Consider the following 23,575-nt stretch of genomic DNA (forward strand, 5'->3'; position numbering starts at 1 on the left):
TACAAATAGCTAAATATTTATAATTTTTTATAAATCCAAAAATAAAATATACATTACAAAAATTTCTTAAATAAGCAAGGAGAATTTATGGCAGAATTTCGTTACAACCCACTACTTGACGATTGGACAATAGTTGCCGGCAACAGACAAAGCAGACCGGACATGCCCAAAGATTACTGTGCATTTTGTATAGGCTCAGGAAAAGTACCGGATAACTACGATGTACTTATGTATGAAAATGACTGGCCGAGTATGAAACCTATACCTGATGAACCTGATGATATATCCACAGATTTTTACAAAACAGCTAAATCCTTCGGAAAGGCGGAAGTAATATTATACTCACCTAATCATAATGACTCTATCTATGATTTAAGCGATGAGCACGTTCTTAAAATTGTTAACTTATGGCAGGAAAGATTTACTGCCATGAAAAAAGACGAACATATAAAACACGTGCTTATATTCGAAAACAGAGGCAAAGAAGTAGGTACTACACAACCTCATCCACATGGACAAATATACGGCTACGGTTTTGTACCGCTTAGAATAAAAGTTGAATTAGAAAATTCAAAAAAATATTATCAACAAACAAATAAATCCCTTATTTTAAAAATAAGAGATGAAGAGTTAAAGGAAAACAAAAGAATAATAATGCAAAATGATTCTTTTGTAGCTTTCATACCATTTTATACAGATTACCCATATGGCATTTATATAGTGCCAAAAGCTGATAATCTAAACACAATAGAAGATTTTTCAGATAAACAAAAATATGATTTCGCACTCATAATAAAACATATGCAAGGCACTTTTGATACACTTTTTAATAAAATATTTCCATATATGATGGGGATATATCAACCCCCTTTTAACGATAAAAACTACACTGATGTGAATGACTACTATCACTTCCATGTAAAATTTTTCCCTCCTTTAAGAGGCGAAAACTCTATAAAATGGAATGCTTCATCAGAAACAGCCGCATGGGCGAAAACAAATCCGAGAATACCGGAAGAAACAGCAATAGAATTACAACAAGCATATGAAAAATATAAAAGGAGCTTATAAATGAGTATAACGCAGAATTTATTACAACAATTTAATGAGTTATTTCCTTCAAACGAGCAAAAAATACACAAGTTTTTTTCTCCAAGCCGTATAAACATAATAGGAGAACATATAGACTATAACGGAGGAAAGGTATTGCCATGTGCAATCAGCATAGGAACATACGGTATAGCAAGAAAAAATGACGATGAAAAATTCAACATTACAAGCTTAAACATAAAGCCTTCATACTCTCTTACAAAAAATGATTTTACTTCATACAAAACAGAAAACACTTGGGCAAACTATGTTATGGGCGTTGTAAAATATATAGAGCAAAAAGGATATAAAATAGGCGGTTTTGACCTTTTAATATACGGCAATATACCAAACGGCTCCGGACTTAGTTCATCAGCGAGCTTAGAATTACTCATAGGACAAATTATAAACACATTATATAATGACAATAACATACCTATTTTAGAGCTTATAAAAATAGGACAACTGGCAGAAAATGAATTTATAGGCATAAATTCAGGAATAATGGATCAATTCATAATAGGCATAGGGAAAAAAGATAATGCTGTTTTAATAAATACAGATACTTTAGAATATGAATACCATCCTTTTATATTAAAAGGTTATAAAATTGTGATACTTAACACAAACAAAAGAAGAGAACTCAAAGACTCAAAATATAACGAGAGAAGAGCCGAGTGTGACGAAGGACTTTCAATTTTAAAGCAATTTGTCGATATAAACAACTTATGCGAATTACAAGAAAAAGATTTTTATTTAATTAACAGATTGATAGAGCTCTCAATAAGAAAGCGTGTTCAACACGTTGTAGAAGAAAACAAAAGAGTTATTAAAGCACAGCAAGCACTGTCTTCAAACGATATAAAAACTCTTGGCAAATTATTGATAGAATCCGACAATTCTCTAAGAGAATTATATGAAGTTACAGGACCATATCTTGATGCAATGACAAAATACGCAAACTCCGCAACAGGATGTGTAGGTGCAAGAATGACAGGTGCAGGATTTGGCGGTTGCTGTATTGCCATAGTGGAAGAAAATAAAATAGATGAATTCATAAAAGAAGTTTCTGCAAAATATAAAGAGGAAACGGGATTAGACGGAGAATTTATAATAGCTGATGTAGATGACGGTGTAAGAGAAATATTTTAATATAAAATAAAAATAGGAGAAGAAATGAATATCGAGAAAAAACTTTTCGGCAAAACCTCATCTAATCAAGATATATATGAATATATACTGTCCAATAAAAATATCAGCGTCCATATAATACAATATGGCGCTATAATCAAAAATCTTATCTATAAAGACAAAGACATAGTGCTCGGATATGATGAGCTATCAGATTATGAAGATAATCCCAATTACTTCGGAGCAACTATAGGAAGATGTGCCAACAGAATAGAAAAAGGACTTTTTACGATTAACAAAACCCACTATAAATTAGAGCAAAATAATGGCGAAAATCATCTTCATGGCGGTTCAAACGGATTGCATAAACAAATATGGGAAGTAATTGCTGAACAAACACATACTTCATATGCAAAACTCGTGCTCAAACTCGTACAAAAAGAAGAATATGACGAATATCCCGGAAATCTTACCATATTTGCAACTTTTTTTCTTACACAAGACAGTTTAATTGTAAATTACACATATAAATCAGATATAGACTCTATAGCAAACCTAACAGCACATCCATATTTCAATTTAAGTGGCGAAAAAGATATACTCTCACATAAAATTATACTTAACTCCAAATTGTATACAAATTCTGATGGTTATATACCGAGCGGAGAAATTTTAAGCGTAGAAAAAACACCGTTTGACTTCACAGATGTTGTGCAAATAGGCGAAAATTTAGATAAATATGCAAAGCAATTAAGTTTCACAAGAGGATATGACCACAACTTTGTATTGAACAAAAAATCTGAATATATTGAATTTGAAGCTTTAAAAATACCTGTTTCAAATAAAACGGATATAGTGGAAGTATCAGATATAAATTTCATATTAAACGGAATAATATCAAACGAATCAAATTCTCTGAACATTTTAATATATTCCGACGCACCTTGTTTCCAATTATATACAGGTAATTTTATAGACAATATAAAAGGAAAATATAACAACATTTATAATAAATACGCAGGCGTGTGCATAGAACCGCAATTCGCTCCTAATGCAATAAATACGCCAAATTTTGAGTCCACAAAAATATTTGCAAATCATTATTATTCAAGGAATATTTGTTATAAAATGATAGAAAACTTGACAAAGCTGTAAAAATGAATTACCTTATTAGTACTCAATATACTTAAGTAGCCTGTTAACTATTTATTTTTTAATCAAAACATCATGGTAACAAATTGAACACTAATAAGAATTACTAAAGCAAATAATATAATTTTATATATATTTTATTAAGCTATAAAAAAGCCTACATCAGTTTATTGAGGATATAATACTATTTGATTAAATAAGAGTTTTAGTATAAATAAAAGAAAGGATAATGTCTACATTGTACATTGGTGTTATGCCATGAAAAATACAGAATTTAATAAATCTTGGGAAACCGTCACAAAAGAAAAATCTATATGGGAATATATGTATATAAAAGATCACTCTTTATATTTTGAAAAAGATGATAATACTATAAAACTGACAAGTTATAAAACAAAAGACTTACCGAAAAGAACTTCAAAATTAACTATTGCAGGTAATATTCTGGTAAATTTGAGTACACTTGGAAATATTATGTCAAGATGCCCCGGAACTGAAGAAGTAACTTTATATTCCCTACTAAGCACTCCGCAAAGCGGTTTTTTCGGTACATCTTTTGACGCAAAATTACTTAGAATAGTCGCTCCTCCTATAACTTGGCGACGTGTGGCGGTTGAATCTACAATAAGATATACACTTAAAAAATATATTTCCGACTATAAAGAGCCGTTTGTTTTTATGGATATAGGTAGCGGTTGCGGATTTGACGGCTTGGAAATAAACAGAATAGCAGATCGTATGCAAGATCTTTGCAAAGAACAATATGTTCCTACAGACAACGAGATAATAAATATAGATATAAGTTCAAAATGGCTTCATAATAATGAACTTCTTTGTGACTTATTAGGTAAAAAAAACAGCAATACAAAAAGATACAACATTTCCATATTCGATTATCTTGAGCAGAAATTATATGAGCAAGATTGTAAAGGCAAAAAAAATCTTATTGTTTCTTGTAACGGATTTGCAGAATTTTTAGACGACGAAACATTGACAAAACTCTATATGGGCATACGTAAAATAGCCGGTATTTTCACCGGCAGAGTTCATATAATATTGCCTTTTTCTATAAAAGACGACTATCAGCAAAAAATTGCCGACAAAATAGGATTCGGATACAGAGCAAAGCCAAGATTGCTTATGGAAAATCTTATAGGAAATATATTTCCACAATACTATCAATCATTTGAGGAAAAATACAGTCAAATAGTTATGACATTGGAAAGGAAAAGCGACTTTTAAAAGTCGCTTTAATTTTATCTTCCAAACACTTCTTTTGCATATCTTACTGATTCCATTGCATCTTTACAATATCTGTCCGCTCCTATTTTCATAGAATAATCTTTGGTAAGCACCGCTCCTCCTACCATTATTTGAGTTTTCGGTGTCTTTTCTTTTATAAGCTCTATTGTTTTTTGCATATTGTCCACAGTTGTGGTCATAAGTGCAGACAAACCTACCAGTTTTACATTTTCTTTTACAATAGCGTCCAATATCGTATTATAATCTACATCTTTTCCTAAATCATATACATCATAACCGTAGTTTTCCAGTAAAACTTTAACTATATTTTTCCCTATATCATGAATATCTCCTTTGACTGTAGCAAGTATGATTTTATCTTTTTCTTTGCTTTTATCTTCCAAAGATATCAATTTTTCTTTTAATGCATCGAATGCTCTTGACGCAGCATCTGCACTCATCATAAGTTGAGGTAAAAACACAGTTCCTTTTTCAAAGCCCAAACCCACTTCGTCAAGCGCCGGTATCAATTCTTCATTTATTATATCAAGCGGTTGTTTATCGCTTAACATAGATTTTGCTATCATAAAGCTGTCTTCTTTAAGACCTTTTTTTATAGACTCGCAAAGTGTCATTTGATTTTTTATCGGTGTTTGAGTTTCTTTTTTTGCCTGTGAATATTTTGATATATAATTAAGTGCGTTTTCATCCAATCCCGCAAGTACCATATGTGCATCATATGCCCTTATCATATCTTCAGCTAACGGATTTATTATTCCAAAATCCAATCCTGTTTTCAATGCCATAGAAAAAAAAGTATGATTTATCAATTCTCTTTGCGGTAAACCAAACGAGATATTTGAAACACCGAGAGTAGTTTTTACTCCAAGATTTTTTTTGATTAAATCAAGTGCCTTGAGCGTTTCATTTGCAGCATTTTTATCGGAGCTTATCGTCATACAAAGTGGATCCACTACTATGTCTTTTTTGTCTATCCCATATTCTTTTGCTGTTTTTACGATTTTTTCGGCAATTTTGTATCTGCCTTCTGCATTTTCCGGTATACCGTTTTCATCTAATGTGAGTGCTACAACTACTGCGCCATACTTTTTGACAAGAGGAAATATTTTTTCCATAGATTCTTTTTTTCCGTTTACTGAATTTAACATGGCTTTTCCATTATATATTCTAAGACCTTGTTCTATTACATTTATCTTTGCAGAGTCTATTTGTAGTGGCAATGTGCTTATTTCCTGAACAGCTTTTATAGTTTTTATCATCATTTCTTCTTCGTCTATATCATTCATACCGACATTCAAATCGAGTATCTCAGCTCTATTCTCTTCTTGTATTACAGCCTCTTTTAATATATATGAAAAATCTTTATTCATAAGAGCTTGTTTCAATAATTTTTTCCCTGTAGGATTTATTCTTTCTCCTATTATTATAGGTCTGTCGCATACGACACATTTTGTATATGAACTTATCAAAGTATGATTTTTAAATGTCTGTTTGCATATTTTTTTATCTTTTGTATATTCATATAATTTTTTTATATGCTCAGGTGTTGTACCACAGCATCCGCCTACCAACATCACACCTTTTTCAACAAAATCACCGACAATTTTTCCAAAGCCGTCAGGCTCTAAATTAAATTTTATAACTCCGTTTACATTTTCCGGAATACCGGCATTCGGTTTAATCGCTATAGGAGTGGATGAATAAGAGATGAATTCTTCTACCAAATCGTCTATATTTCTTGGATCCAATCCACAATTAAATCCCAATACATCTACTCTCAATCCCTCTAAAAGTGCAATCACACTTTTTGCATCAGCGCCGTTTAACAATCTCTTGTCATCTGAAAATGCTACAGTTGCTATTATAGGCAAATCACATACTTCTTTTGCCGCAATTACAGCAGCTTTTAATTCGTATGTGTCCGACATGGTTTCTATCGCTATAAGGTCTGCACCTGCTTCTACTCCGGCTTCTATCATCTCTTTAAATATATCCACTGCATCTTCAAATTCTAAATCTCCTATAGGCTTTAAGAGTTTACCTAAAGGACCTATATCAAGAGCTACAAATTTTTCTCTGTCATTTTTTACATTTTCTCTTGCTATTTGTGCATTTTTGACAGCAGCTTTTATAATTTCCTTAAAATCATAGCTACTGCCTTCAAATTTCAGTCTGTTTGCACCGAATGTATTGGTGTATGTCACATTGGCACCGCTTTTATAATAGGCTCCATTTATATCTTGAATTAATTCAGGATTTGTGATGTTTAATATTTCCGGCAACTCTCCTGCCTGCATACCTTTTTGTTGCAAAACACTTCCCATAGCACCGTCTAATATTATCAATTCTTTTCGAAGTAAATCTCTAAATTTAATTTTAAACACCTCTTTTTATTTTTCTCTCATACTGCAATTTGCAAGCATACAAGAATTACATTTGTTTTTGACGTTTTTATAATCTGTGTCCGTTATTCCTATTATTGCCGTAACGCTTTTGGCAGGCGTAAGCATATAGCTCGATGTCGTGCTTAGACCTATTTTTTTTGTCGCATTTAATATATTTATAACATATTTTTGGTGTACTATGTCAAGGTCTGAATATCCGGGAGAAAATCTCGGTTTAAAATATACTTTTTTGTCAAATTTAAACAGTATTTCTTTTTCTATCTCGTCTATATATTTTTCCAAGTATTCTGCCGCTATAGCTTGAACAAGTATCATAGATGTACCGTCTATAGTAGAGTATCTCCTAATCATAGAATCCACTTCATTACCAAGAGTTATCGCCAGCAGTATAATCTTGTCACAGCATTTCAGATTTTTTGCTAAAAATCTGCTCTTAAAAGTAATATCGGCAAATTTTACTTCATCTCCCAAAATGCTCACGTCAAATATTTCATAAGTGTATTTTACTCTCGCTTTTTGTTTAATTTCAGATATTAATATGTCTATTTTTTCTTCTATTTCAGGTATTATCTTGAATTTTTCTTTATATCCCGCATACCTTCTTATTTCCGATTTGTCAAGCAGTATATCCATATCTCCCTCTTATTAATAAAATTATTAAAGGCTTCATATTTATTGTTTTATAATATATATTTTAACACTGCCTCTTTTATTTTTATATACTTATTAACTTAATTATATATTAAATTTTATCTATAACATATAATATTAACTGCATTATTTTAACATCACATTTTTTTGGGTATAAAATAATTAAAATTTTTACAAAATATCTATTTTTTGATATAATTAAATAATATATTACTTTTAAAATATACTTTGAAATATTGAACAATATTTTTTGTACTGAAAGGAATGACATTAATTTGCCAAGAACAAAAAAAACCGCCTTACAAAAAATGCCGATAGTACCTATAAGAGGAATGACTATATTTCCTTATATGTCAGTGCATTTTGATATAGGACGAGAAAAATCCGTGCTAAGTATAGAGGACGCACTTGATGATAATAAACTGATTTTTGCAACAACTCAACACGATATGGAAAAAGACGATCCGGAAAATATTGCGGATATAAACACAATAGGCACTGTTTGTGTAATAAAACAGGTAATCAGAATGCCTAACAATGTACTGAGAGTTCTACTTGAGGGAAGTTATAGAGGACGTTTAAAAAAGTTTTATGACGATGCTCCTTTTTTTGAAGCTGAAATCGAAATACTCAAAGATGACGAAAAAGAGGCTACATTAGAACAAAAAGCCATGATGAGAGGTATTGCCGATTTATTTGAAGAATACGTGAGCATAGGCTCAAGAACTGCTCCTGAAATAATATCAATATTAAATGATATTCCTCTACCCGGAAAATTCTGCGATATAGTATGCGCACATATGCTCCTTACAACAGAGCAACGTCAGGAACTATTAGAAAAAATAGACATTGACGAAAGATTGGAAAAACTTCACGATATTTTGACAAGTGAAAATAAAATCGTAAAATTGGAGCAAAAAATTCATCAACGTGTAAGACGTGAAATGACAAAATCCGAAAAAACATATTATTTAAGAGAACAGATAAAAGCCATAAACAAAGAGCTCGGAGAATATTCAGACAGCAATTTGACAGATGCCCAAGAATTCAGAAAAAAACTGGAATCTCTTGAAATACCTGAAAAAATACGTGAAAAGATAAGCAAGGAAATATCAAAATTGGAACGTGAACATAGAGGAAGTGCAGATGCAGAAGTATCACGAAACTACCTTGAAACTTTTTTTGACTTGCCGTGGAACAATTCGTCAAAAGAAAAAATAGATTTAAAAAATTGTGCGAAGATACTTGATAAAGACCACTTCGGTTTAGAAAAAGTAAAAGACAGAATAATCGAATACTTGGCTGTCAGAAAATTGTCGTCCAATTTAAAATCTCCTATATTATGCTTTGTAGGTCCTCCGGGAGTGGGTAAGACATCTATTGCAAAATCCATAGCAAACTCAATCAACAGAGAGTTCGCAAGAATATCACTTGGAGGAGTAAGAGATGAGGCGGAAATAAGGGGACACAGACGCACATATATAGGTGCAATTCCGGGAAGAATAGTAAATGCACTTATAAGTGTAAAAACAAACAATCCTGTAATATTATTCGATGAAATTGATAAAATGGGAGCTGACTTCAAAGGAAATGTAGAATCAGCTATGCTTGAAGTCTTAGACCCTGAACAAAATAAAAATTTCATAGATCACTATTTGGAATACGAATTCGACTTGTCAAAGATATTTTTTATAACTACAGCAAACACTCTCGACTCCATACCACGTCCGCTAATAGACAGAATGGAAATCATACAATTAAGCGGATATACAGAGATGGAAAAACTCCAAATAGCAAAAAAATATCTCATCCCTAAACAATTAAAAGAGCATAATTTTACGCCAAAATTCATAAAAATTTCTGATGAAGTCTTGAAAAAAATAATTTCAACCTTCACAAGAGAATCAGGAGCAAGAGCCTTAGAGCAAAAAATAGCAAGGATATGCAGAAAAGTCGCAAGAAAAAAAGTGGAAAACCCTAAGCTTAAATCAGTTACTATAACTATGGATGAACTTGAAGCTTATCTCGGTAAACCCGTATTCAAATACGAACTTGCCAATAAAAAACCTCAAGTAGGTATAGTAAGAGGTCTTGCATGGACACAAGTAGGTGGTGATACACTATCCATAGAAATAAATGTTATGAACGGAACAGGAAAAATAGACCTTACCGGAAAATTAGGCGATGTTATGAAAGAATCTGCAAAAACCGCTTTAAGCTATGTACGTTCAATAAGTGATGAATATCCTATCGAAAAAGATTTTTACAAAACAAAAGATATTCACATACACATACCGGAAGGTGCAATACCAAAAGACGGACCTTCAGCAGGTATCACTATGGCAACAGCAATATTATCCGCACTCACAAATATAAGAGTAAGAGAAGATATAGCAATGACAGGCGAAGTCACACTTAGAGGACGAGTTCTTCCTGTCGGCGGAATAAAAGAAAAATTGCTTGCCGCTCACAGAGCAGGAATATATAATATAATACTTCCAAAAGAAAACGAAAGCGACCTTCAAGATTTGCCTAAAGAAATAAGAGACGAGATGACATTTACACTTGCAGAAGATATGGAACAAGTGCTTGATATAGCTTTAGTAAAACAAGATATCAAAAAAATCGGTGCAAACTCAAAAAAATCTTCAAAAGCAAAAAAATAATATTAGTAAATACAATTAGTGGAGATAAAATCTCCACTAATAATTTTATAAAGTTTTAAAGACAATTTTACTTCATATATAAAATTAAACGGCTTATTTTATAATAAAATTCAATAAAAAATATATTTTTTTATTATAACGTTTAACTGTTATTCAGCATTAAACTTAAGAAATTATATAATAATAACTTGTACAACGTTAAAAAATCAATCCCGGATATTTATATACAAAATTAAATATTTTAAAATATACATAAAAAAGTAGGTGCATAAATGCAAAGAGCAAATGATGAACTTAGAAACATAAAAATCATAAAAAATTATACAAAATATGCAGAAGGCAGCGTACTCATAGAGTTTGGTGAAACAAAAGTAATATGTACAGCCTCTATTGAAGACAAAGTACCTCCGTTTTTAAAAAATACAGGTACAGGTTGGATATCTGCGGAATATTCTATGCTACCTCGTTCAACAAAACAACGAAAATTAAGAGATTCCACAAGAGGTAAAGTTGATGGCAGGAGCCACGAAATACAACGATTAATCGGTAGAAGTCTAAGAAATGCAGTAGATTTTAAAAAACTCGGTGAACGCACAATATGGATAGATTGTGATGTTATACAAGCTGACGGAGGAACGAGAACAACATCAATAAACGGTTCTTTCATTGCACTTGCTCTGGCAGCAAAAAAACTCTATGATAGAAAAATAATAAGCGAATTTCCTATCAACTCATTTGTAAGCGCAATAAGTGTCGGCATAGTAAAAGATGAAAATGTCTTAGACCTTTGCTATGAGCAAGACAGCAATGCACAAGTGGATATGAATATAGTTATGAATGACAAGGGAGCATTTATAGAAATACAAGGCACAGGTGAGCAATCGCCGTTTTCAAGAGACAGATTAAATGATTTATTAGACCTTGCAACAAAAGGAAACGAGAAAATAATCGCAACTCAAAAAGAAATTTTAGGAAAAGAAATAACTGAGTTAGTTTTAGGAGAAACTAAAAAAGACATAGAAATCATGATTGCTACGGGAAACGAACACAAACTTGATGAAATAGAGAAAATATTAGACAGATATGATATAAAGCACAAATCACTTTCAGATTATAATTTAGAAAATGTGGAAGTTGAAGAAAACGGCGAAACATTTGAAGAAAATGCACTTATAAAAGCAAGGGAATTTAGCAAAAGAACAGGAAAAATATGCATTGCGGATGACTCAGGACTTATGGTTGATGCATTAAACGGTAAACCCGGTGTTATGTCAAAAAGATTTACAAATGAAGAGCCGAGAGATTTAAAAAACAATGAAAAACTGTTAAAATCACTAATGGGACTTACACTTGATCAAAGAACCGCAAAATTTGTATCTGTAATCGCACTTGTATATCCTGATGGAAAAGAATATGTATTTAGAGGAGAATGTAAAGGTAAAATAGGCTTTACTATGGCAGGCTCAAATGGTTTCGGATATGATCCTCTGTTTTTGCCTGACGATAATCTTGCACGCTCAAAAACATTTGCTCAAATATCACAAGAAGTAAAAAATCTTATATCACATAGAGCAAAATCACTCGAAAAATTGGAAGAATTTTTAAAAAATTAAAAGATATTTTAAAAGCTGTTGTAAAAAATTGCAACAGCTTTTAATCTTTTTATAATAGAATAATGGATATTTTTATTTTTATCATTATATTTTTCCGTTATTTTATAAGATTTTAGCATAAGTGTACTTAAAATAAACAGCTTATATAAAAATTTTATCCATTAATAATCACTCGGGGCATTAAGCTCCGGATTTCCGAACCATTGTGTAGCATAATATGCTCTAAAATCTCCGCTTTTTACACCGGTTAATGAATTTGTATATGCCATACCCATTTGTGTATAGTTTTCGTTCAAAATATTTGCTCTGTGTCCCGGTGAATCCCACCAGCCTTGAAATAGATTTTGCGGTGTCAAATCATTATATTCTCCGGGTAAACTGTATGATACGTGTATATTTTCCCCTACAAAGTTTGTAGGATAAAATTTTGCACCTTGATTGCCCATGCTTGTTCCGTCTTTAGGTATATGACCATAGTCGTTATTTTTTGCCATATAGTCATTTTTCCACTTACTTCCTTTCATCAAGTCTTCGCTTAATGTCAATTCTTTAAGCCCTGCTTCACGTCTTTTTTCATTTACAAGTTCAAGAACTTTTTGTGCCATTTCTTTTTGTGTAAGCATCACTTTTTTAGGTTGTTTTTTTATATTTATTTTTGGTGTTATCAAATTCACTTTTATTTTTTTTATATCTTTTTTACCTTTTTGCAACTTTTTGTATATCTCTTTAAGCTCTTTATCAGCTCGAGTTTTTTGTTCATATGTGCCGTCTACCGTGGATATTATATCTATCGTATCGGTCTTTGAATTATAGTTTACATATTGTCCTGCAAAAATGTTTAGAGGTGTTGTTATGTATGTTATAAGCATTGCAATTATAATTATTTTTGTAAGTTTTTTCATCAATGTCTCTCCTGTTTACAATTAATACTAAAACCTGTTTAAAACGAGGCAACACTGAAATGCAAAAAATGCATTTAAATTAATATACCTGCGTTCAAAGCTGATAATAGTATTATTCTGCATTTAAAACAAATTAGCCGTATATAAAATTTTATAATACATCTATATTTCATTATTATATAATATATATTTTACTATCATATTAAATCTACTTTATAATTTAGTAAAATTATATGCTTAAAATTGTAAATAAAAAATCAATATATGCTTAAATCAAATTTTTCACTTACGCTTTCCAATATTTTTAATCCTGCTACACTTGTACCTTTATCGTTCAATGCCGGTCCATATATCCCTATTCCCATTTTACTTGGAAGCACTGATAATATTCCTCCACTTACTCCACTTTTTGACGGTATGCCTACGGTAACAGCTATTTCTCCTGATTCATCATACATACCGCAAAGTGCCATAGTTGCAACTACTGTTTTGCTTACTTGTTTTGAAAAATACCTTTCTTTTGTAAACGGATTTACTCCGTTGTTTGCGTATATGAGTGCGATGTTTGACAAATCTATACAATTTACTTTTATTGAACATATTTTAAAATATACTTCAAGCAGTTTTTCTATATCGACATCTTTATCTATTATACCTGTGCTTTGCATATAATAAGCAAGCGCTCTGTTTCTTGAACCTGTTTTTCTTTCAGATTCATAAACCTCTTGATCATAATCTATGTTTTCATTTAAAGATAACAATTTTATAAAATTTATTATCCTATCAAATTTTTCTTGATAAGTTTTTTCTTTAAGCATACTTATACAAGCTATCGCTCCTGCATTTATAAACGGATTTAGCGGTCTGTGTCTGTTTTTGATTTCCAAATCTACTATTGCATTAAATGCGGTAGATGTAGGCTCGAAGGACACTGTTTTTTTCACATTCTCAATAGAATTATCCAATAGGCAGGAGGTAAATGTTATTATCTTTGACATAGATTGTATAGTAAATTTTTTTTCATAATCTCCGCAAGCATACATATCTCCGTTCATATCCTTTATACATAAGCCTAAGTCTTCTTTATTTACTTTTGCAAGTTGAGGTATATATGTAGCGACTTCACCTGATTGTATATATTTTCTGCTGTTTTGTAAAATATCTTCGAGAATATTCTTATCCATATCATCCTCCAAATAAATAATTTTTTCATTCATTAAAAAAGATTATATTATCTTTTTCATAATATAATCTTTATTTTTTTCTTATTCTTCGTCCATAGCTGTTATCATGTGCATTGATATTATTGACTGAATATCCTGATATATTTTTCTTTTTCACCTGAACTTCTTCAGGATTTAATATCTGATTCATTTTCTTTTGCATACACTCAATACAAACATCGCCTGTTTCTATTAAAGCTCCGCATTTTTTGCAGTTTCTGAGCCAAGTTCTTGAATTATCAGCCAATGATATCTTACCCTGCCTCAAAAATGTCATTATCACTTTTCTCGGTACTCCTGTATCCTCCGATACAACAATTGCATTTTCTCCTTGATGGTCGTAGAGATAATCGCGCACAATCCTATACATCTTGTCCATTTCCAATTTTGTATAACTTTCTTTATCTTCTATTTGAAACTGTTCATCCTTACCAATTGTCGGTTTTACTCTTATTTTCAAACGGCATCACCTCCACAATAAACTAAAATACACCTCAATGAGCTTATTTATCTTTTATTTTTTTCTTTCTTTTCCTGTTCTTTTTTTTCATCAAGTCTTTTTAATAAATCCGCATACTCTTGCATTACAGTTTTAGTTTCTTTTTTGCTGTCTTCTTTACTTACCGTTATATCCTCTTTTTTCTGATTATTATTTTTATCTATATTATTTTCTTTTGTAGACAATCGTACCTTTTCATCAGTGGTAACTTTTGTATCCTCTTTTTGAGAAACTGTTGTATGAGTCTTATCGGTATTCATAATTGCAATTTTGGAATCCGATTTTGCAAGCAAGTCCAATCCTGAAATTTTACTTCCTTTTCTTATAAGTTTCATTTCCTTTATAAGTCCGATTTGTGATTTTAGCGACATGACCGTACTGTCTTGCATTGAGCTTAATTTAGACTCTTCTATAGTATCCAAAACCAAATCATTTAAAGCGTTTCTGGATTTTATTTGCTGTTTTATATCTCCATCATATGGTTGAAGTGTATTTATCTTAGATAATTCATTCTCTTTTGATGCACCCTGAGCTACACCTTTCATAGCAAAATACCTGAGTATCATCTTAACATCTCTATACGGCATAAACTTTACCAAGTTTATCCTACCTACTCTCACTTTTTCCACCTCCATGCGAAAACACAAAAACCATAAGTTTGTATTACATCTTATACATAAATCTTCAAATATAATAACACAGCAAGCTAACTTTATGATTATATCACATAAAAATCAATTTGCTTATTAACATTATATCTTTTTATATAACTTTTGTCAAAATGTAATTGATGTTTTTTAAAAAAACACTGCCTGTTCTTTAATAAGGCAGTGCTTGTAATTCAATATTTTTTTAATATTCCGGTTCATAAAAATCTTCTTCATAATCATATTCAAAATTTTTCTGATTTCTTCTAAAAGATTTTTCACTTTTTTGTTTGAATGTTTTCTTTTTTCCTATAAATTCATCAAAATTATCCGAACTTGAATTCATTTTTGAATTTTTCTTATGAATTTGCTCAATCATCTTTTTTGTTCTCTTTTCTTTTGCCTCATTATATAATTCCCGGTCTATACCTTGTTTCATTGCTTATTATCGTGCTCCCTTTCTAACTTTGCCGAATATAAAAAATAACTAAAAATTGAAAAGATCAAATTTAGGTAATTATGAACTGTTTTTTTATTCCTTAAAAACTATGCCCCCCCCCGTTTAATACATTTAACACTTGAATTTCACGTTTTTTCTCTTCATTTATATCTTTTATTTCAAAATCAGGTTTTGCTAAATAAAACCCTTGTATAAAATCCGCACCCATATTTATAAGTTGTTTCATTTCCTGATGTGTTTCAACTCCTTCACATATAACTTTTATTTTGCGTTCTTTTGTATATTTCAATATATTTTCAACTATAGACTGTCTTTCCGTATCTTTGTCAATATCTCTTATAAGTGACATATCTATTTTTACGAAATTAGGGTTTACCTGCAACAGCCACGACTCCGTCGCATATCCGGAACCGAAATCATCTATTGCTATCTGTGCCTTTATTTCACCCGCCAATTTTTGTTTTATTGAAAGTGAGTTTAAGTCGACTTCTTCACTTTCTATAATTTCTACTACTATTTTAGAATAATCTATAGTATTTCTATAATTATCTAAAAGCTTATAAAATCTCTGTTCAGGTATAGACGTACTGGCTATTGAATTGATAAATATATGTTTATCTTTAAATTTTTCTGCATTTTTTGACACTGTTTCAAAAACTCCTTCAAAAGTCAAGTTTTCTATATCAAGCAACTTGGATTGTGATTTTGCAAGTCTCATTATATCTCCGACACTTTTTATCTTGTCGGACATAGATCTCATAAGCGCTTCATATGCAAATATTTCTCCGTCCGTTGCACTTACTATAGGTTGGAAAGCAAATTTTACCTGCTTTTCATCTATGAACTTATTCAAATCTTCTCTTCCTGATATTAAGATATAATTTCTATCGTAAATTTCTTTGCTGAATTCTCCTATACTTCCTTTTTGTGAATTTTTAGCAGTATACATTGCAAAATCAACTAATCTGTGCAAGTCGTCATATACGCAGGCATCATCAGGATACCACGCTATACCGGACGTGGCTCTGACTCTCACGCTTATATCATCTGAAACTTTCAGATTGGTATTGTCAAGTTTAATTTTTATATTTTCTATCTTTCGCCTGATTTCATTTTTATCAGCTTCATATTGTATGAATGCAAAAAATTCGTCACCTGATACCCTCGCTACAAATGAATCTTTGCCTTGAAGCATTCCTATTATATTCCCTGCACATTTTATATAGCTGTCGCCGAAATCATGCCCATATGTGTCATTTACATATTTAAGATTATCCAAATCCCACATAACCATTGCGGCTTTTTTAGTTTTTCTTATGTCTTTTTCTATATAGTCTTCAACTCTTTCTTTAAAAGACAGTCTGTTCAAAAGATCGGTAAGTATATCGAAATCTCTTTCTTTTTGGATTTTTATCTTTTCTGTCATCTCTTTTGTATAATCCATTATCACTTGCAATGTGACAGTTTTTTTATCTGATGCTTCATTGCTGTCATCTGACATATCTTCATAAGATTTCCAATAATTTTTTACCTGTCTTGTTATTACTCTTATGTAGTAACTTTCTCCGTTCCATATCTTCTTACGAATATCTATCTGTGTATCTTTTTCTATATCATATATGCTGTCTATTATTATGGTATCTGAATAAAAATATCTTGATGCTTTGTCATATTCTTCCGCACTCATTCTAACTTCAAATTTCTCATTGTTTATATAGCCGGGAAATATCGAAGAAAGCTCTCCCATTTTATATACCACACCGCTTGCTTCATCCTGCTCAACAGCTATTATAGGTATAGATGCCGAATCCAAAATACCTTGAAATTTTTTTGAACTTGACAATAATCTTTGTGACAAAACTTCTATCGTATCTATAATATTATCTATTTCATATATATTCATGTGCTTTATTTTTCTCAGACTGCCTTTTGTGTAACTTTCTTTGATATCATTTGACAGCTTTCTTAGGGGATATCCTATAAGATATGAAACAAAATATATTATAAATCCGTCTATAACAAGTGATAACAATAAAGTTTCGGCTATGCTTTTAATGAGCTCTTTTGAATATATCTCCAATTCATCTTTATCTATTACGCCCATAAGATACCAATTTGCATCTGTATCTCTTGATTGGTCTTTTGTAGATAATCTTATAGGCATTTGTATAGCTATTAAATTCATACTTTTATCAGCATCTTTAAAATCCAATGCTGTAAGATATTTATTATCTTGCGTTTTATAAGTCTCATTATAATATTTATTTTTTATCTTATGAGTGAAAAGTTCATTATCTTTTACAAATCTTTTTACATAAGGTCCTTGTATAGAAATTACATCATAGTTGGTATTTGTTACGGAAACATATTTTTCATTTGCTAAAATATATGCTCCCTTGCCGCTTTCAGATAGCTCCGTGTATCGAAGTATATCATTTATAAGATCTTCTCCTATTTCTATGCCTATAGCTCCGTAAAAAATCCCTGTATGCTTGTCAAAAAGCGGTTGTATGAAATATATACTTCTGCCTTTTGAATCCGCAACATCAGCAGGCGAAAACCAAAAGCCTTTATTTTCTCTCGGATTTGAGGTTTTAGCCACTTTTATCGCTTTTTCATATATTGTCTTTGACATAGTCCTTGTATCTATAAACGGTCTCCAATCATTTTTAAGATAAACTCCCAAATCCCCGGCTATTTTTTCCTCTCCGACCTTTAAAATTATATCGGATTTATCTGCAAATTTAGTTTGTATATTTGTATCTTCCAAATGTATCGTTTTTTTTATCCCGAGCACATCAGGATTATCATCAAACACTATAAAAGCTCCGCTGATTTCCATAAGCTCCACCATATCCAATAACGAACCGCTTATATCTTTATCTATTACAAAATCTTTTCCGGAATTCACGTGTTCATCGTATACAATTTGTGAAAAATCAGTCATTTGATTCATATATTCGGTATTTGCCCATAAGTCGGTAAGATGGCGCTCCAACTCTCTACTTCTGCTTTCCACCTTTTCAAAAATATACCTGTATGTGTTTTGTTCCAACTTATAATCGGTTCTCAGTAAAATAAAGTTAAAAAACAGAACCAACAACTGTATCAACAGCACTGCTAAAAAACTCAATATCATTATTGATGTTATAGAATGTCTGTTTTTAAACTTTATATCATTTTTATCCATTTTAAACATAAATTATCTTTCCTTAGTTATTTTTTAATAGAAACATTCAATATAATTAGGCTTTGTCATTTAATGATCAAACTTGCAAACTGCATTATTATATACATATTGCAAATCTTTTTGTCAAATAATAAGCATTATGTGCATATAAAATCTTCATAATAAGCGTTTAAGGAAAGTCAAATTCAATTTTTTATACACCGTCTAAATTATAAAATCTATTAAATTTATTTATATTTCATATTTTATTGCTTAAATAAGTTTTTGGCAATATTTATTTTAAATTTTATATAGGTTTTTAAATACCTTTTTCCAATCTGTATGCAACTTTGTTTTTCCACTCATAAAATGATTTTTCGCTTAAATACTCGGCTAATACTTCATCATAGTTTTCACCATTTTTTACTCGCTCCAAAAGTTTCTTTCTATTGTTTTTGATGTCGTCTAAAAATGCTCGTTCTATTGCTATCCTTATCTCTTCATATCCGTCTACATCCGGCAAAACATATTCTTCATCTTCTTGAATTTGTGACTTTGACATCACTACGGCTTCCCGTATAAGATCATCTATATATCTTGATTTTGCCTCATTTCTTATGGAATCTGCATCACTGTTATCGATCTTTACCGGTATATATCCGGATTCAACCGCAAACTTCAAATTATTTTCTTTACTTGTAAGCCATTTTATAAACTCTATAGACGCAAATTCTCTTAATTTCATAGATTTTGTCGTAAAAATTCCGCCACCTTGAATTATACTCACCCTGTTATGATTTTCCAAATAAGGACTGTTAACGACTTTCATATCTATACTTCTTATATATCCATTAGTTTCCATTATTTTATCAGGCATATACGCTGCACCTATTGTTGTGGAAAGTGCCAAAAGAGTTTTTCCTGTTCTCATATCTTCTGACGCATATCTTCCGCTCCTTATAAAATATCCTTTTATTATCGGCACATAAAATAAATCCCAAAGTTTTCTTGCAACTTTATAATCAAAATTAATCTTAGTTTTTCCGTTTTCATTTATTATCAAGTCCTCATTCATTTCTCTGCATACTGACAGTACCTGTTCTGCCACCGTATCTGTACTGTATAAAGGTTTTCCATCATTTTCTGTTTGTGTAAGAGAGTCTGTATAATTGTAATATTTTTCTGCAGATTCTACAAGTCCTTCATATGTCTTTATACTGCTATAATCTACACCAATCTTATACCTTAGCAGTTTAAATTCAGTATCGTTCACAAACATCATATTGACAAAACTTCCAAGCGGAAGCATTAATATTTTTTCATCTTCTTCCATTTTTCCAAGTTCTATAAGATTAGGTAAATATTTTGACAGTTCTTCATCAGTAAAATAATCTCTGTAATCTACAAGTCCTTTTTTCTCTTTCAAATACGGTACTATGCTTTTATACGCTATAAACATATCCGGAAATTCTTCACTTCCCGCTATATTATAAGCCGCTTTTAAAATATTTTCGTTAGTTTTTGAAATTGTATTCATTCCTATTACTTCTACTATTATTCCTTTTTTTAAGCCTTCCGTTTCATTGAACTCATCCGTCATTTCTTTTAATTTTTCTAATTGCTTATCGCTATAGTATGTCACCAGCTTTAATAAAATAGGATTTTTAGGATCCAATTTTGTTTGTCTTTTGCTAATACAACTTGAAAGTAGCAATATCAGGCTAACCATGACCACTACAATTTTTACATAAATTTTTTTCAACTAACGTTCTCCCTTCCGATGTCATTATAATTATGCTATCTATTCTTACCTATACCTTTTTCCCTCGCATAATAAAACAAATATTGCTGCGCATAACCGCCCAAAGAGCCGAATTTTTCTATTGAATACTTTCTCATTTTAGGCAACGACATATTTGTATCTTTTAAATAAAACTCTTCCATAACTCTTTTGACCCATACATCTACAGGAAAAGCATCATATTTTGACAAACCGAAAAGTGCTATACAATCAGCCACCTTTGCTCCGACTCCTGCAAATTTTGTCAGTTTTTCTGCTGTTTCATCCAATGTAAGTTTTTCGAAATCTTTTTCTTGTATATTTTCATTCACTATCATTTTAGCCGTTTTTTGTATATATGGTGCTCTAAAAGCAACCTTTGATGCTGTTATGGTTTCTATATTCGCATTTGCAAGAGATTTCACAGTTGGAAATGAATAATATTTTTTTCCGTTATATGTGTCTATATGTTCTCCCAAATCTTCTGACAGCTTGTTGACTGAACGTTTTATCATAGGTATGGCATTTCTTGCAGATATTATAAATGAAATCACCATCTCATAAAAAGGTTGTTTCAATATTCTTATACCATAGCCGAATTTTGTGGACTCTTTTAAATAATCATCTATATCAGATAGTTCTTTTTTTATATGTCCATAATCCTTATCAAGATCAAAGTAGTTTATCCATATATTTTCTACATCATCCACATTGGTATTTTTTAATATAACATCTTCATCTTCCAGGGAGACATTTATCACCTTGTCATAAACAACTCCCGTATAAGAACCGTCCTCTTCCAAGTTCCATCTGAAGCACTGACCGCATTCAAATATATGTTTCGGCACAAAGTCTTTTATATTTTTTAATACTATATTCCCATTTTTTTGTATTATATCCATAAGCAATTCCCTTCCTAAATATGATTTTTCATTTATATCATAATTCATCTTAAAAATCTTTTTTTGAATACTTATATAATTTAAAATAAATTTTTTATGTTTAATGTTTAGGCAATTGTTGATATTTACCCCAAAATAAAACTATTTGCATATCTGTAAAGCTCTCCCTTTGTTGAAAATCTTTCTATGTCTATCCCCACACTTTTCAAGCCTTGATCAAATTTATCGACTTTATCATATATATTTACAGATTTTATATTGCATTTTCCGTCTTCACTGTTTATAAGGCTTATATATCCTCGATTTATAAGTTTTATTGCAATCTCCCTTATATTTTTTTCTATTGGTGCTGTTATTATTTTCCAATTGTTTTTGGGCTTTATTTCTACCAAGCCTTTTAATACTTCTTTTATATATCTACAGGATAAATTCCTGATGCTACCTTGTTCTCTTAGCTCATCTTTGCTTGAATATATTTTTTTTACAACTTCACCGCTTAACACATTTGCTATAAGTATATCCATAGTATATTTCGTTGTCGCAAAAATTATTTTATCTTCATCTCCAATTGGGCTTTCATTCTCATAAGTAAGATTTTTTATTCTTTTTTCACTTGTCAAATCTATATCATATATTAAATTGCTAAAAAAATAGTTACTCGAATATTTATACAACTGTCTTTCATAATTAAAGCTTATATTAACATCTCCAACTCTGCTTTCGTTGAAAAAATATGCAGAATATTCCAATATTTTCTTTAATATTCTTCCCGTTATTTCATATGAGGTTATACCTCCGCTTACATACGTGTAATTACGATTTATATCTTTTCTTCTGATTATGCCTTTATTTATGCCTGCATTATCATTATCAAGCTGTATCATTGCCACATCAGCATTACCGTAATACCTTACAACTTCTAAGAAAAAATCAGTTATGCCTGTTTGTTTTACTCTCATTTGAGGTATTCCCGATATCTCAGATTTTTCAGACATACAGTTATTTATAAGTATCCCGATTTCTTCATTGGAATATGAAACGGCTCGCTTATGAAAATCATTAAGTTTTTTTATTATTTCTGTGTCGGGTTTTATACTCTCGTCTATTATAAGTATCTCGGAAGATTTTTTGATAAGTTTCACATTTTTTTCGTTTTTTTCAAATCTCAGCAGTAATTTTGCTATTGCCTGTCCGAATTTACCCGGTTCCAATATTATTGTATTTCCTATGTTGACGTTTTGAATATCATGAAAATGCCCACAAAATACCGCTGTAAGTCTATCATCATCTTTCAATAAATCTCTTATTCCGGTATTTTTCACATTATTCTCATTATCTATACCTGCATGAATTACTCCTATTATACAGTCGACTTTATCTTTAAGCTCTTTTTCTATCAGTTCAAGCTCATATTTCATATCTGTAGCAAGTATTCCTCTCATAGCTTTAGTGCCTTTTTCAAACTTATTTATCAGCGAAGTCACAAGCCCTATAAACCCTATTCTTATTCCTTCTTTTTCTATTATACAATATGCTTTATGTAATCTTTTATTGTCTTTGTAGACATTCCCTCCTATGACTTCTCCATTGAATTCATCTATGAACCTTTGCAAATTTTTTATTCCATAGCCATATTCGTGATTGCCCATCTCCCAAATGTCATATCCTATTTCATTCATAGCTACTATCGCCGGATGTATCTCATCTTCACAAAAAAACTCGGAACAATTTCCTTGAAACATATCTCCTGCATCTATTAAAATTGTATTTTTGTATAATTCTCTTTGTTTTCTAACTTCCGTTGAGATTTGTGCAAGAGAACCTTTTTCATAAGATTTGTCCATTGCATAATCCCAAGGCATATAATATCCGTGCACATCAGAACTTGCAAGTATATTTATATCTACCAACATGACAACTCCGTATATCAACACTGTCCATTATGTTTAAAGTTTACAAATACATAAAAATTTTTATTGCTTTATAATACAATTATACCACGTTTCTTACAATTTATATCAAT

The 23,575-nt window shown here is 30.9% G+C and carries 17 protein-coding genes; 6 read left to right on the top strand and 11 right to left on the bottom strand.

All coding sequences use genetic code 11. From position 1 onward, the window contains the following. The first annotated feature begins 87 nt into the window (after nt 1-87). The 4 genes from galT (at nt 88) to HMPREF9629_RS04400 (ending at nt 4,614) form a co-directional block, all read left to right on the top strand. Nucleotides 88-1,071, top strand: a complete 984-nt coding sequence (gene galT / locus HMPREF9629_RS04385; protein WP_009525146.1) for a galactose-1-phosphate uridylyltransferase — start codon at nt 88-90, stop codon at nt 1,069-1,071. Beyond that, entirely contained in the window at nt 1,072-2,241 is a 1,170-nt protein-coding gene (locus HMPREF9629_RS04390; protein ID WP_009525147.1) for a galactokinase, read from the top strand. Between the two features lie 24 nt (nt 2,242-2,265). After that, complete coding sequence (locus tag HMPREF9629_RS04395) at nt 2,266-3,375, top strand: aldose epimerase family protein (protein ID WP_009525148.1); 1,110 nt, start codon at nt 2,266-2,268, stop codon at nt 3,373-3,375. Between the two features lie 255 nt (nt 3,376-3,630). Next, entirely contained in the window at nt 3,631-4,614 is a 984-nt protein-coding gene (locus HMPREF9629_RS04400; RefSeq protein WP_009525149.1) for a hypothetical protein, read from the top strand. Between the two features lie 14 nt (nt 4,615-4,628). Here the strand turns inward: HMPREF9629_RS04400 and HMPREF9629_RS04405 are convergent, their stop codons facing one another. After that, nucleotides 4,629-7,019: a homocysteine S-methyltransferase family protein gene (locus tag HMPREF9629_RS04405; protein WP_009525150.1), complete on the bottom strand. Its 2,391-nt coding sequence runs from the start codon at nt 7,017-7,019 to the stop codon at nt 4,629-4,631. 6 nt (nt 7,020-7,025) lie between these two features. Further along, nucleotides 7,026-7,673, bottom strand: a complete 648-nt coding sequence (locus tag HMPREF9629_RS04410) for a vitamin B12 dependent-methionine synthase activation domain-containing protein (protein ID WP_009525151.1) — start codon at nt 7,671-7,673, stop codon at nt 7,026-7,028. A 326-nt stretch (nt 7,674-7,999) separates the two neighbouring features. On the opposite strand from HMPREF9629_RS04410, the gene lon reads away from it, so the two are divergent. Together lon and rph are read left to right on the top strand one after the other, a co-directional pair. Beyond that, nucleotides 8,000-10,357, top strand: coding sequence for an endopeptidase La (gene lon / locus HMPREF9629_RS04415; protein ID WP_195890997.1), 2,358 nt, complete (start codon nt 8,000-8,002; stop codon nt 10,355-10,357). 272 nt (nt 10,358-10,629) lie between these two features. Next, nucleotides 10,630-11,970, top strand: a complete 1,341-nt coding sequence (rph, locus tag HMPREF9629_RS04420; protein WP_009525153.1) for a ribonuclease PH — start codon at nt 10,630-10,632, stop codon at nt 11,968-11,970. A 161-nt stretch (nt 11,971-12,131) separates the two neighbouring features. On the opposite strand, the gene HMPREF9629_RS04425 is transcribed toward rph, so the two are convergent. From HMPREF9629_RS04425 to HMPREF9629_RS04465, 9 genes are all read right to left on the bottom strand, one after another. Beyond that, on the bottom strand, nt 12,132-12,872 hold the full coding sequence (locus HMPREF9629_RS04425; RefSeq protein ID WP_009525154.1) for a CAP domain-containing protein: 741 nt from the start codon (nt 12,870-12,872) through the stop codon (nt 12,132-12,134). A gap of 257 nt (nt 12,873-13,129) precedes the next feature. Beyond that, on the bottom strand, nt 13,130-14,056 hold the full coding sequence (gene glsA / locus HMPREF9629_RS04430) for a glutaminase A (protein ID WP_009525155.1): 927 nt from the start codon (nt 14,054-14,056) through the stop codon (nt 13,130-13,132). Nucleotides 14,057-14,126: 70 nt separating this feature from the next. Then, nucleotides 14,127-14,555 (bottom strand): flagellar protein, encoded by a 429-nt coding sequence (locus HMPREF9629_RS04435; protein WP_009525156.1) that lies wholly within the window; start codon nt 14,553-14,555, stop codon nt 14,127-14,129. A 47-nt stretch (nt 14,556-14,602) separates the two neighbouring features. Beyond that, nucleotides 14,603-15,214, bottom strand: a complete 612-nt coding sequence (locus tag HMPREF9629_RS04440; protein ID WP_009525157.1) for a hypothetical protein — start codon at nt 15,212-15,214, stop codon at nt 14,603-14,605. Between the two features lie 232 nt (nt 15,215-15,446). Next, on the bottom strand, nt 15,447-15,680 hold the full coding sequence (locus HMPREF9629_RS04445) for a hypothetical protein (protein WP_009525158.1): 234 nt from the start codon (nt 15,678-15,680) through the stop codon (nt 15,447-15,449). Between the two features lie 100 nt (nt 15,681-15,780). After that, complete coding sequence (locus HMPREF9629_RS04450; protein ID WP_009525159.1) at nt 15,781-18,900, bottom strand: EAL domain-containing protein; 3,120 nt, start codon at nt 18,898-18,900, stop codon at nt 15,781-15,783. 289 nt (nt 18,901-19,189) lie between these two features. After that, nucleotides 19,190-20,632, bottom strand: coding sequence for an ABC transporter substrate-binding protein (locus HMPREF9629_RS04455; protein WP_009525160.1), 1,443 nt, complete (start codon nt 20,630-20,632; stop codon nt 19,190-19,192). A 35-nt stretch (nt 20,633-20,667) separates the two neighbouring features. Next, nucleotides 20,668-21,552 (bottom strand): DNA-3-methyladenine glycosylase family protein, encoded by an 885-nt coding sequence (locus HMPREF9629_RS04460; protein ID WP_040012679.1) that lies wholly within the window; start codon nt 21,550-21,552, stop codon nt 20,668-20,670. A 125-nt stretch (nt 21,553-21,677) separates the two neighbouring features. Further along, a complete protein-coding gene (locus HMPREF9629_RS04465; protein ID WP_009525162.1) occupies nt 21,678-23,465 on the bottom strand; it encodes a bifunctional metallophosphatase/5'-nucleotidase in 1,788 nt (595 codons plus the stop codon). Between the last annotated feature and the right edge of the window lie 110 nt (nt 23,466-23,575).

This window comes from Peptoanaerobacter stomatis (assembly GCF_000238115.1).
GTDB classification, from domain to species: domain Bacteria; phylum Bacillota; class Clostridia; order Peptostreptococcales; family Filifactoraceae; genus Peptoanaerobacter; species Peptoanaerobacter stomatis.